Raw genomic sequence first — 12,426 nt, forward strand, 5'->3', positions numbered from 1 at the left:
TCACGTGGGGCCTCCATCGTCAGTGGTTGAACAGACCTCCACTTTGGCACTCGATGCCGTTTGATGCGAGGCCCCGCCCGACTGGCGGTGGCGGCGCGGCAGGGGTGGGAGGCGTCCATACCATCTCACTGCGCGATCTGCTGATCGCTCCGTTCAGACAACTGCCGGAAGCATGATGTCGATGCGCGCTACGCGCGCTCCGGCCCCAGACCGAACATCGCAGCCGCCCCAGAAATCGCCGGGGGCGGGTGGGGGAGGGGGCGAAGGAGATCCAAGACTCGGTGCGCGCGAAGAAGGTGCGACTGACTGGGGTGCTGCAAAATGGCTATATGCAGACGCTCGCGAGTTTGATGGATGTGGATTCCACATCTATCCACAAGTGCCCACCGCTGGTCGGAAATGGTTGCACGTGGCCGGACTGCTGTGCGGTCAACACATAGTTAAATCTCACCTCCGAGGCCATTGATGTCAAACACTCAGTACGTCTTCATCGAGCGTTCCAAGATCCCGGACCGTGATCAGTTGCAAGCTGCCATTGACTCGCTCGCCTTTCCTATCCAACTGGATCCAGAGTTCACTCCCTTCGATGATCTTGGATTCTCACCATGCACTCTTAACGGGAGGTCTGAAGTAGGGTTCGAGATCTTCTACGACGCAACGAAAGAGATCGTGGAGGACGATGAGGAATTCAGTGCCATTGCGGCTGGTCGAGATTACTGCATCAGCCTAGTTTGGCGAAGCAGTCACGACGATCTAATCTGCGTGATGGGTGTAAGTGCTGCGTACGCTCACGCCTTTGAAGCTGTCATCTCATATGAAGGCGATGAGCCCATTCCGGCCGCCACCCTGATCAAGCAGACCCGGGAGTTGCTCGCCGGCGGGGACGCAGTAGAGGAAGTCGAAAAAAACGACGCGATCGACCTCAAAGAATCACCGCCAACGCCTGTAAAGCTGACCGTCACCGTTACGGGCCTCATCGGAGGCAAGATCGTGACTAAGAAGTACGAGCGTGGTGACAAGTGAGACTTAACATGTCGGTCAACACGGACGCCTTGCGGCGTCCGTGCGCGGCGCGCACTCCTTGTGCAAGTCGCCGGTTACCTTGACGTTAGACAGCAGCAAGAACTCCATGGCGCGCAAGACCCTCGAACATCTTCTGCTAGAACTGCAACGCTCATTGCCTGCGGCGGAGGCACTAACCTGGGACGATGTGGGCGATCTTGAGTTCACTATCGAGAAAGTGCTTGGAGAGCGCCACCGAATACACCTTCACATGGACGAATCGCTGTCCAAGCTGCCTGGCTCGCTCAAGTCCTTGTACTACGCGTTGGACTACTTCCAAACCGCATCGACGTTCCAAGGAGAAGTCGCGGGGGAGGGGATGCTCTCGGCCATCTACAACGTCAGCGGCTCCGACCTACAGCATTCGCGCGAGGTATTCAAGCGGATGGATGCTGAACTGAGCGCTGCGATCGAACGACTATGCGAGCTTGCTGCTCTAGTGATGCCAACCTCGCCCAAGAAGAGTTGGATAACGCTCAATCCGCATGAGGATCCATACAGGATCATCGGCGACGACGCGAACGAAAAGATCGCGACCCTCGAGGAGGAGTTTGATTCGCGTCTCAAAACAATGTGGGCCCGCACATTTGCGGCGCTAGGCGAGGCCCAGCGTGCTGTCTAACTTGCGCTCAACACGGACGCCTTGCGGCGTTCCGCGGTTTCGCCGCGCCCTGGCAACTCACCGGTAACTCTGCGTTAGATCGCATGAATTCCGCTCAGATCAAGCAGCTGAGACAGTGGGTGATCTGCTTCGCCGTGCTTGGCGCGTTGGTCCTGTTCGACGACTTCTTCGCCGAAAACGCCGCTTGGCTGCGCTGGGTCGCCTTCGGTGGTCTCTTGATTGCTTTCGCGCAGGAGAGTCGCTCACGGGCGCAGCTCGAATTCGAGGGGCGCGCTCGCATCGACGGCGTGGTGAACAGGTCGCCGTGGCTGAGGGTCTGGCTCGCGTTCTGGGCGGTCGTATTCTTCGGAGGCGCTGTGTACGTCACACGCAACTCCGTCGACGTCGTCCAGCTGCTTGGATTCAGGTTCGTCTTGCTCGGCTTGATCGTCCTTGCCGGTCCGCTCATTGTGGCGAGTGAAATGCAGCGGTTCAAGGAACTTGGTGGCGGTGACCGTGCGATCTAACATGTCGTTCAACACGGACGCGGAGCTTGCCCTGGTTTAGTTGACACATTGAGCTAACCGACGAACTTCTTGGTAGCAGGCGACGGCCCAGAGTCAATCCAGTTGCCTCCTTCGCCCCCTCCCCCACCCGCCCCCGGCGATTTCTGGGGCGGCTGCGATGTTCGGTCTGGGGCCGGAGCGCGCGTAGCGCGCATCGTCATCATGCTTCCGGCAGTTGTCTGAACGGAGCGACGTAGGAGCGCAGTGAGTTCTGCCGGACCGGCCCCAGGCCGTACATCGCAGCGAAGCTGGAGCGAGCCGAAGGCGGAGCGCAAGCCGCCACAGCATGAGCCGGGGGCGGGTGGGGGAGGGGGCGAAGGAGCGGCTACGGGAGGTAGCGCGGGAATCGTGCCGCGGTGCCACGCAGCGATGGATCCCGGGTCAAGCCCGGGATGACAGGTCGTGGGTCGATGACAGGTCGTTGGGTCGTCAGCCGAACACGTGCCGCCACAGCGCCAGCACCGCCGCGCGCTCCTGCGGCAGCTGGTCCGGCGCGAGCTGGGTCGATTCCTCGTTCAGCCGCGCCTGGTGCTGCAGCCGCCGCAGTTCCCGGTAGGCGGTGGCCGCCGCCTGTCCGACGCCGGCCGGCAGCAGCCCGGCCGCCTCGGCCCGCTGCAGCAGCGCGATGTTGCCGACGTTGGGGATCAGATCAGGATGGCTGGCCGCCTGCGACAGCACCAGAAACTGCACCGCGAACTCCGCGTCCACCATGCCGCCCGGGCTGTGTTTGAGGTCGAAGCGCCCGGCCTTCACCGGGTGCGCGGCCCGCACCTTGTCGCGCATGGCGACGATCTCGCGCTTCAGCGCATCGACGTCACGGGGCGCCGTGATCACCGCCTCGCGCGTCGCTTCGAATCGTGGGCGCAGCGCCTCCAGGCCCAGCACGAAGCGGGCGCGCGTCATGGCCTGGTGCTCCCAGGTCCACGCCGTGTTGCTGCCCCGGCGCTGCTGGTAGTTGTCGTAGGCCTGGAAGGTGGTGATCAGCAGTCCTGAGCCGCCGTTCGGGCGCAACGCCGTGTCGATCTCGAACAGGTCGCCCTCGGCGGTCTTCGTCGACAGCCAGTTGATCAGCTTGCGCACGAAAGCGGCATAGGCCTCCGGCGCACCTTCGTCTTCGTCCTCGTAGACGAACACGATGTCGAGGTCGCTGCCGTAGCCGAGCTCCTTGCCGCCCAGCTTGCCGTAGCCGAGGATGGCGAATTGCGGCGTCTCGCGGTGCTGCTGCTTCAGGCGCTGCCAGCACCAGCGCGCGGTGACGCGCAGGGTGACGTCGGCCAGCGCACTCAATTCGTCGGCCACCTGTTCCACGGTCAGCACGCCTTCGACGTCGCGTGCCAGCGTGCGGAACAGTTCGGCGTGGTGGGCCCGGCGCAGCAGGTTGAGCAGCGCCTCGTCGTCGTCCTCGCCGGTGATCTGCAGGGCGCGGCGACGGTGTTCCAGTTCGCGGTCGAAGTCGTCCGGGCTGAAGCGATCGGCCAGCATGCCGTCGCTGGCCAGCTCGTCGATCACGCCCGGGTGCTGCATCAGGTAGCGGGCCGGCCAGCGCGCGGCGCCCAGCAGGCGCAGCAGCCTTTCGTGCACCGAGGGCCGCTCGACCAGCAGCGCGAGATAGCTCTCGCGCCGCAACAGCGGCTCCATCCAGTCCGTCATGCGCAGCGCGGCTTCCTCGGTGACGCGGCCTTGCCCCAGCCACTGCGCGGTGCGCGCCACCAGCCGCGACAGGCGTTGCCGCGCGTCGTCGCGCAGCGCCTGCACGCGGGGGTGGTCGCGCCACTGCGTGACGCGCTCGCGCAGCAGCGGCGGCAGCTGTTCGAGCACGGCGTCGAGGTCGGCTGGCGCCGCCTTGGCGCCTTTCGGCCCAGCGCAGCCCTTGCATTCGCCGGCGCCCCCGCCCAGCAGCGTGTCGAATTCCTGCGCGACGAATTCGCGGTGCCCGTCGAGCTCATGCAGGAAGGGGCAGCAGTCGGAGAAGCCCATGGTGCGGGCGATCCAGCCGAGGTCGTCGTCGCATCCCATCAGCACATGGGTCTGCTGGTCGTCCAGGTACTGGATGCGGTGCTCGGTGCGGCGCAGGAAGGTGTAGGCCGCCGCCAGGCCGTCGGCCGTCGCCCGAGGCATCAGGCCGGCGGCCGCGAGCCGGTCCAGTGCCTGCAGCGTCGGGCGCGTGCGCAATTCCGGGTACTGGCCGCCGCGGACCACCTGCAGCAGCTGCACGATGAATTCGATCTCGCGGATGCCGCCGCGCGACAGCTTGACGTCGTTGGCGCGTTCCGGCCGGCCGGCGGCGCGCTTGGCCGCATGCTCGCGGATCTGCCGGTGCAGCACGCGCAGCGCGTCGAACACGCCGTAGTCGAGGTAGCGGCGGAACACGAAAGGCAGCACCGCGGTGCGCAGCTCGTTCGCGCCGCCATCCTCGATGCAGGCGAGCGGCGCCACCACGCGGCTCTTCAGCCAGGCGAAGCGTTCCCATTCGCGGCCCTGCACCTGGAAGTATTCCTCCAGGGCGCCCAGCGACGCGGCCGGCGGGCCTGAATTGCCGTTCGGGCGCAAGGCGAGGTCGACCCGGAAGACGAAGCCGTGCTCGGTGACGTCGCCGATCAATCCGAAGATGGCCTTGACCGCCTTGCCGAAGTATTCGTGGTTGCTGATGCGCCCGCGGCCGTCCGTGGTGCCGGCCGTCTCGCCGTCGTGGTCGTACACGTACACCAGGTCGATGTCGCTCGACACATTGAGTTCGCGCGCGCCGAGCTTGCCCATGCCCACCACCCAGAGCTGGGCCCGGCGGTCACCGGGCGCGCGCGGTTCGCCGTGCAGCGCGTCGAGGTCGGCGAAGGCCTGGCGGCAGGCGCAGTCGAGCGCGAACTCCGCCAATTCCGTCACGGCGATGGTGACCGGGCCCAACGCCGCCTGCTGGTCGCAATCGAGCACCATGAGCCGCTCCAGCACCAGCTGGCGCAGCACCCGCAGCGCGGAGGGCACGTCGAAACCGCGTGCGCGCAGCGCCTCGTAGGTCTGCCGCATCGCGGCGAGGCGGGGCTCGCCGGGCGGCAGCAGGTCGAGTTCGGCCGCGTAGCGCCGGCGCAGGCGCTGGGCGAAGCGCGAGTGGGCCGAAAGAGGTAAAGAACTGGTTGATGCGTCGTCCGCAGCGCCGGCCACGCCGTTTTGCACGGAAAAGCCTGTGTCCTCCGCTGAACCGGGCACAACGCCCAGGGTCATAATTGCCACGTCAGACTTTCATGAACGCGCCGCCGCCGATCCCATCACGGACGCTGAAGATTTTTGCCGCGGCCGTCAAATGGTCCCTGTGGTTGCTGCTGGCCGCCTGGTTGGTGCTGGCATTGGCGTGGGGAGCGCTGCATGCGTGGATTGTGCCGCGAATCGGCGAATTCCGCCCCGCGCTGGAATCGGAAGCCGGACGCGTCCTGGGGGTGCCGGTGCGCATCGGCGGCATCACCGCCCGCAGCGAAGGCCTGATCCCCACTTTTGAATTGCGCGACGTCATGCTGGTCGGCCCGCAAGGCCAGGCCGCGCTGCGGCTGCCGCTGGTGGTGGCGGGCCTGTCGCCGCGCTCGCTGTGGAACCTGGGCTTCGAGCAGCTTTACATCGACCGCCCCGAACTGGACATCCGCCGCAGCCCCGACGGCCGCATCCATGTCGCGGGCCTGGATTTTTCCCGCGCCAGCGCCAACGACGGCCGGGCGGCCGACTGGCTGTTCCGCCAGACCGAATTCGTCATCCGGGGCGGCACGCTCCACTGGACGGACGAACTGCGGCGCGCGCCGCCGCTGGCGCTGCGTGAAGTTCAGATCGTGCTGCGCAACACGGCGCGCCAGCATGCGGTGCGGCTGGAAGCCACACCGCCGCCCGAATGGGGCAGCCGCTTCACCCTGACCGGCAGGTTCCGCCAGCCGTTCCTGGCCGCCGGCAGCGGCTGGCAGACCTGGGTGGGCCAGGTGCACGCGGATTTCGGCGCCGTCGATCTCTCGCAGCTGCGCCAGCACGCCAACCTGGGCTTCGAGATCAACCAGGGACGCGGCCGCCTGCGCGCGTGGGCTGACGTGGAGCGGGGACAGGTGATCGGCGGCACCGCGGACGTCGTGCTGACCGAAGTGAACGCCAGGCTGGGCCAGGCCCTGGAGCCGCTGGCGCTGCAGTCAATGTCGGGCCGCCTGGGCGGCAAGCGCCTGGCCCATGGCTTCTCGTTCGAAACGCAGGCCCTGCAGTTCGTCACCGTCGAGGGCCAGCGCTGGCCCGGCGGCAACGTCATGCTGACCTGGAACCAGGCGCAGGGCAAGCAGCCCGCCCAGGGGACGTTGCGGGCCGACAAGCTGGACCTGGGCGCGCTGAGCGCGATCGCCACGCGGCTGCCGCTGTCCACGGCGACCCATGCGGCGCTGCAAGGCTATGCGCCGCAGGGCCTGGTGGAGTCGCTGCAGGCACGCTGGCAGGGTGGCGCGGGCGCCGTCGAAAAATACGAAGCGCGTGGCCGTGCGAGCGGCCTGCGGCTGGCGGCCCGGCCCGGCCCCGAGGGCAAGGCCGGTTCACCCGGCATCGAAGGCGCAGCGGTGGATTTCGACTTCACCCAGGACGGCGGCAAGGCCAGGCTCGCCATCGAGCGCGGCGAACTCGACCTTCCCGGGGTCTTCGAGGAGCGCGCCGTTCCCGTCGACAGCCTGGCGGCCGACGTGCAATGGCAGCGCGCCGGTGACCAGCTGTCGCTGAGCGTCGCCAACCTCAAATTCAGCAACGCCGACGCGCAAGGCGAGGGCCAGGCCACCTGGCGCACCGGCGACCCGGCGAAAGTGCCAGGGGCGACGCGCCTGCCCGGCGTGCTCGACCTGCAAGGCAGCCTGTCGCGCGCCAATGGCACGCGCGTGTTCCGCTATCTGCCGCTGGGGGTGAACAAGCCGGCGCGGGACTACGTGCGCGACTCGGTGCTGGCCGGTGTGTCCACCGGCACGAAGTTCCGCGTCAAGGGCGACCTGCGGCGGTTTCCCTTTGCCGACGGCAAGGACGGCCAGTTCCTGATCACGGCGCAGGTCCGCGACGTCACCTTCGCCTACGTGCCGCCCACGCCGGCGCGCGGCCCGGAGACCTGGCCGGCGCTCGACCAGTTGTCGGCCGAGCTGGAGTTCGAAGGCAACGGCATGCGCATCAAGGGCGCCAGCGGCAGCTTCGTGGGCGCGCCGCGCCTGCAGGTGAAGGCCGATGCACGCATCGCCGAATACCGCAGGACCGAAGTCGAGGTGCAGGGCCGCGTGCGCGGGCCGCTGGCGGATTCGCTGGCCGTGGTGAACGCCGCGCCCCTGGCGGGCTGGATGAACCAGGCGCTCGCGAAGTCCACGGGCAACGGCAACGCGGATCTCGACCTGTCGCTGAATCTGCCCATCGCGGCCATGGAGCGCTCGAAAGTACTGGGCACCGTCACCTTGGCCGGCAACGACATCCAGATCACGCCGGACAGTCCCCCGCTGACGCGCGCGCGCGGTGTCGTGACGTTCACCGACAAGGGTTTCCAGGTGCTGGGCGCGCAGGCGCGCGCGTTCGGCGGCGATGTGCGGCTGGAAGGCGGCACGCGCGCCGCGGGCGCACCGGCCGACGCGCCGCCGGTGCTGCTGCGCGTGCAGGGCACGGCCACGGCGGAAGGCCTGCGGCAGGCCCGGGAGCTGGGCTACCTGTCGCGGCTGGCCCGCGACTTCACCGGCAGCACGCCGTACCAGCTGGCGCTCGGCATTCGCACGGGGCGCCCCGAGATCCTGCTCACCAGCAGCCTGCAAGGCCTGGCCCTCAACCTGCCCGCGCCGCTGAACAAGTCGGCCGAGACCACCCTGCCCCTGCGCTACGAAAACGCCCTGGTGCGTGACACGCCGCCGGGCGCGCGGGCCCAGGACACTCTCGCCATCCAGTTGGGGCGTCTCGCCACCGTGAACTACCTGCGGGACGTCAGCGGCGCCGAGCCGCAGGTGCTGCGTGGCGCCATCGGCATCGGGCTGGCGGGCGGAGAAGCCGTGGCGCTGCCGGAAGAGGGGGTGCTGGCGAACGTGCAGTTCGACACCTTCGGCGTCGACCCCTGGGAGGACGTGATCGCGCGCGCCGCCGGCGCCGACGGCGCTGCGGCGCCCGAGGCGCGGCCGCGTGCCGAAAGCGCGGCGGCGACCGCCTATCTTCCGACCTCGATGGCCGTGCGTGCCCGGGAACTCAGCGCCGAAGGGCGCACCCTGCACAACGTGGTGGTCGGCGTCTCGCGCGAAGGGCGGACCTGGCGGGCGAACGTTGCCGCCGATGAACTGAACGGCTACGTCGAGTACCGCGAACCCCTGAGCACCGGGGCGGGCCGCCTGCATGCGCGGTTGGCCCGGCTGAGCATGGCCGCGGCGGCGGCCGGCGAGGTGGAAGCCTTGCTGGAGCAGCAACCCGGCAGCATTCCCGCGCTCGACATCGTGGTGGACGACTTCGAGCTGAAGGGCCGCAAGCTGGGCCGGCTCGAGATCGAGGCCGTGAATCGTGGCGCGGGTGCAGTGGCGCGCGAAGGCGGCGTGCGTGAATGGCGGCTCAGCAAGCTGAGCCTGAGCACGCCGGAGGCCGTGTTCACCGCCTCGGGCAACTGGGCCGCCCTCGGCGCGCAGCCTGACGCCCGGCCGGGCCCGCGGGCCGCCGCGGAACGGCGGCGCACCGCGATGAAGTTCCAGCTGGACATCGCCGACGCGGGTGCGTTGCTGGCGCGCTTCGGCATGAGCAATGTGGTGCGGCGCGGCCGCGGCAGCATGGAGGGCAACGTGGCCTGGCTGGGCTCGCCGCTGGCGTTCGACTACCCGACGCTCACGGGCAACTTCAAGGTCAACGTCGAATCGGGCCAGTTCCTCAAGGCCGAGCCGGGGCTGGCCAAGCTGCTCGGAGTGCTGAGCCTGCAGTCGCTGCCGCGCCGGCTCGCCCTCGATTTCCGCGACGTCTTCAGCGAGGGCTTCTCGTTCGACTTCATGCGCGGCGACATCGTCATCGAGCAGGGCATCGCATCGACGAACAACCTGCAGATGAAGGGCGTCAACGCGGCGGTGCTGATGGACGGCAAGGCCGACATCGCCCGCGAGACGCAGGACCTGAAAGTGGTCGTGGTGCCCGAGATCAACGCGGGCACGGCGTCGCTGGTCTTCACCGTCATCAACCCTGCGCTCGGCCTCGGGTCCTTCCTGGCGCAGATGTTTTTGCGGCAGCCGCTCATGAAGGCAGCCACCCAGGAATTCCACATCGACGGCACCTGGGGCGACCCGCGTGTCACGCGGGTCAGCCGCTCGGGCGAGCCCGCCACCACGGCGGGGCCCGTTCCGCCGCCTGCGCCCATTCGCTGACAGGAGCACCCCATGAAAGTCGCAGCCATCCAGATGGTGTCGGGCGTCTCGGTCGAGGGCAATCTCACCGCCGCCGGCGAATTGCTCGCGCAGGCCGCGGCGGCGGGCGCCGAACTCGCCGTGCTCCCCGAATATTTCTGCCTCATGGGACGGCGCGACAGCGACAAGCTGGCCGTGCGCGAGGCCTTCGGCAGCGGCGCGGTGCAGGCCTTTCTTGGCGCCACCGCGCGCGAGCTGGGCCTGTGGATCGTCGGCGGCACGCTGCCGCTGCAAGCCGCGGACGCCGACCACGTGCGCAACACCAGCCTGGTGTATTCGCCCGACGGCGAATGCGCGAACCGCTACGACAAGATCCACCTGTTCCGCTTCGACAACGGCCGCGAAAGCTACGACGAGTCGCGCGTGATCGAGCGCGGCTCGGACACCCGCGCGTTCACGCTGGCATCGCGCGACGGTGCCAGCTGGCGGGTCGGCCAGTCGGTCTGCTACGACCTGCGTTTTCCCGAGCTCTACCGGGCCCTGGGCGCGGACGTGCTGCTGGTGCCCAGCGCCTTCACGCACACCACCGGCCAGGCCCACTGGGAACTGCTGCTGCGGGCACGCGCCGTGGAGAACCTTGCCTACGTGATCGCGCCGGCGCAGGGCGGCACGCACGAGAACGGCCGCAGGACCTGGGGTCATTCGATGGTGGTCGATCCCTGGGGCGCGGTGCTCGCCGAGCGCACGGACGAAGGCGCCGGCGTGGTGCTGGCGGAACTTTCCGCGGCCCGGCTGGCCGAGGTGCGCTCGCACCTGCCAGCGCTGGAGCACCGGGTCTTGTGAGCGCCGTCGCGCCAGCGGCGCTGTTGCCGCCGCGCCGCCTTTCGGCCCCATTGCGCTGGTCGCTGTGGATCTCGCTCGGTGTGCTGGTGGTGGCGCTGCTCGCCACCCTGGTCTGGCTGGCGGGCCGCTACGAGGCGAGCCAGGCGCAGAGCCACGTCGAACGCGACGCGGCCGATGCGCTCAGCGACATCCGCTCGGCGCTCACCCGCAACGTGCAGTCGCTGCAGGCGCTGCAGGCCGGGCCCCCGGCGCGCGAGACCTGGGTGGCCGAGGCCGACCGCCTGCTGCGCCGGCACCGCGAATGGGTCACCATCGAATGGCGCGACGCATTGCTGGAGCCCGTGCTGACGGCCGAAACGCCTTACCGGGCGCCGGTGTTCGCGCGTTTCGGCCGCCGCAACTCGCAGGCCGAAGTGCAGCTCGCCTGCGCCAATGCCAGGCGCATCAGCGGACCCGCCTACGCCCGCAGTTACTTCGTGCCGCAGGCCGACGGCCTGGGGCTGGAGCTGATGGAGTTGTGCCTGCCGCTGGTGACGGCGGGCCAGCTCACCGGCTACGTGGTGGCGACCTACTCGCTGACCGAGCTGCTCGCCAGCCTGATCGGGCCGCAGCTGGGGCGCAGCCAGGAAATCTCGTTCACCGAAGCCGACGGCACCCGGCTGGCGATGCATGGGCTGGCGCGGCGCGGCACCCGGTCCTTCACGGCGCAGCAGCTGCTGGACCTGCCCGGCAACACCATGGTGCTGCGCATGGACAGCTGGCGCTCGCAGCCGGACGTGTTCCCCAACGTGCTGACGGCGCTGGTGACGGCGATGTCGATCGCGCTGGTCACCGTGCTGTTCCTGCTCGCGCACGACACGCGGCGGCGCCTGCGGGTGGAACAGGACCTCGCCGATGCGCTGGCCTTCCGCAAGGCGATGGAGGACTCGCTGGTGACGGGCCTGCGCGCGCGCGACCTGCAGGGCCGCACGACCTACGTGAACCCGGCGTTCTGCCAGATGGTGGGGTTCATGCCCGATGAATTGCTGGGACGCGGCTCGCCAGCCCCTTACTGGCCGCCCGAGTTCTCGGACGACTACCAGAAGCGCCAGGACGTGCGCCTGTCCGGGCGCCACGTGCCGCCGCGCGAGGGCCATGAGTCGGTCTTCATGCGCAAGGACGGCACGCGCTTCCCGGTGCTGATCATCGAGGCGCCGCTCATCAACGCGCATGGCGTGCAGACCGGCTGGATGAGCGCGGTGCTCGACATCAGCGAGCAGCGCCGGGTCGAAGAGCTCTCGCGCGCCAGCCAGGACCGCCTGCAGGCGACCGCGCGGCTGGCCACCGTCGGCGAGATGGCCTCGCTGCTGAGCCACGAGCTGAACCAGCCGCTGGCGGCCATCGCCAGCTACGCCACCGGTTCGGTGAACCTGCTGAAGCAGTCGACGCCCCATGCGCTGGCCGACATCGAGATGGCCATGCGCCGCATCGGCGAGCAGGCCGAGCGCGCGGGCCGCGTGATCAAGAGCGTGCACGACTTCGTGCGCCGGCGTGACCAGGACCGCCAGCCGGTGGACCCGCGCGCGCTGGTGGATGCGGTGCTGCCGCTGGTCAACCTGCAGGCGCGCAAGCTCGGCGTGCGCGTCGAGGTGCGGGTCCCGGAGGCCCTGCCGCTGGTGCTGTGCGACCGCACGATGGTGGAGCAGGTGCTGCTGAACCTGGCGCGCAATGCCATGCAGGCGATGGACGAGGCGCGTGTGGCCGACCCCGCGCTGCAGCTCCAGGTCCGCCTGGCCGCGGGCAGCGAGCGTGGCGGCGGCCGGCCCTGGGTGGAGTTCTCGGTGGCCGACTGCGGGCCCGGCATTCCCGAGGAAGTGAAGCAGCAGCTGTTCACGCCGTTCTTCACCACCAAGGCCGAGGGCATGGGGCTGGGCCTGAGCCTGTGCCGCACGGTGGTCGAACAGCATGGGGGATTTCTCGGGTTCGAACCGCAGGCGCCGCAGGGTACGATTTTCCGGTTCACTTTGCCCGCGCAAGCCACCGACTGATC

General features: G+C 68.7%; 7 protein-coding genes. 6 read left to right on the plus strand and 1 reads right to left on the minus strand.

Features of this window, described 5'->3' with window-relative positions; translation table 11 throughout:
- Nucleotides 1-465 precede the first annotated feature (465 nt).
- The 3 genes from FN976_RS17590 to FN976_RS17600 all read left to right on the plus strand — a co-directional run bounded on the left by FN976_RS17590 (nt 466) and on the right by FN976_RS17600 (nt 2,190).
- Nucleotides 466-1,023, plus strand: coding sequence for a hypothetical protein (locus FN976_RS17590; protein WP_145894361.1), 558 nt, complete (start codon nt 466-468; stop codon nt 1,021-1,023).
- Nucleotides 1,024-1,129: 106 nt separating this feature from the next.
- Nucleotides 1,130-1,684, plus strand: coding sequence for a hypothetical protein (locus FN976_RS17595; protein ID WP_145894362.1), 555 nt, complete (start codon nt 1,130-1,132; stop codon nt 1,682-1,684).
- A gap of 83 nt (nt 1,685-1,767) precedes the next feature.
- On the plus strand, nt 1,768-2,190 hold the full coding sequence (locus tag FN976_RS17600; RefSeq protein ID WP_145894363.1) for a hypothetical protein: 423 nt from the start codon (nt 1,768-1,770) through the stop codon (nt 2,188-2,190).
- Between the two features lie 468 nt (nt 2,191-2,658).
- Here the strand turns inward: FN976_RS17600 and glnE are convergent, their stop codons facing one another.
- Nucleotides 2,659-5,445 carry a bifunctional [glutamate--ammonia ligase]-adenylyl-L-tyrosine phosphorylase/[glutamate--ammonia-ligase] adenylyltransferase gene (gene glnE / locus FN976_RS17605; protein WP_145894573.1) on the minus strand — a complete coding sequence of 929 codons (2,787 nt, stop codon included), beginning with the start codon at nt 5,443-5,445 and terminating at the stop codon, nt 2,659-2,661.
- Nucleotides 5,446-5,465: 20 nt separating this feature from the next.
- Here glnE and FN976_RS17610 point away from each other — a divergent pair, with 20 nt between their 5' ends.
- Genes FN976_RS17610 through FN976_RS17620 form a run of 3 tightly spaced genes read left to right on the plus strand, consistent with a single transcriptional unit; the run spans nt 5,466 to nt 12,424 of the window.
- On the plus strand, nt 5,466-9,575 hold the full coding sequence (locus FN976_RS17610) for a YhdP family protein (RefSeq protein WP_145894364.1): 4,110 nt from the start codon (nt 5,466-5,468) through the stop codon (nt 9,573-9,575).
- 12 nt (nt 9,576-9,587) lie between these two features.
- A complete protein-coding gene (locus tag FN976_RS17615) occupies nt 9,588-10,397 on the plus strand; it encodes a carbon-nitrogen hydrolase family protein (RefSeq protein WP_145894365.1) in 810 nt (269 codons plus the stop codon).
- On the plus strand, nt 10,394-12,424 hold the full coding sequence (locus FN976_RS17620) for an ATP-binding protein (protein ID WP_255440540.1): 2,031 nt from the start codon (nt 10,394-10,396) through the stop codon (nt 12,422-12,424). Before FN976_RS17615 ends, FN976_RS17620 begins: the two co-directional genes overlap by 4 nt.
- Nucleotides 12,425-12,426: the final 2 nt, after the last annotated feature.

Source organism: Caenimonas sedimenti, from assembly GCF_007833165.1.
Classification (GTDB): domain Bacteria; phylum Pseudomonadota; class Gammaproteobacteria; order Burkholderiales; family Burkholderiaceae_C; genus Ramlibacter; species Ramlibacter sedimenti.

Excerpts from the sequence above, each read along its gene's own strand:
- FN976_RS17590 (WP_145894361.1), top strand. The coding sequence starts at position 466 with ATGTCAAACACTCAGTACGTCTTCATCGAGCGTTCCAAGATCCCGGAC.
- FN976_RS17595 (WP_145894362.1), top strand. The coding sequence starts at position 1,130 with ATGGCGCGCAAGACCCTCGAACATCTTCTGCTAGAACTGCAACGCTCA.
- FN976_RS17600 (WP_145894363.1), top strand. The coding sequence starts at position 1,768 with ATGAATTCCGCTCAGATCAAGCAGCTGAGACAGTGGGTGATCTGCTTC.
- glnE (WP_145894573.1), bottom strand. The coding sequence starts at position 5,445 with ATGACCCTGGGCGTTGTGCCCGGTTCAGCGGAGGACACAGGCTTTTCC.
- FN976_RS17610 (WP_145894364.1), top strand. The coding sequence starts at position 5,466 with ATGAACGCGCCGCCGCCGATCCCATCACGGACGCTGAAGATTTTTGCC.
- FN976_RS17615 (WP_145894365.1), top strand. The coding sequence starts at position 9,588 with ATGAAAGTCGCAGCCATCCAGATGGTGTCGGGCGTCTCGGTCGAGGGC.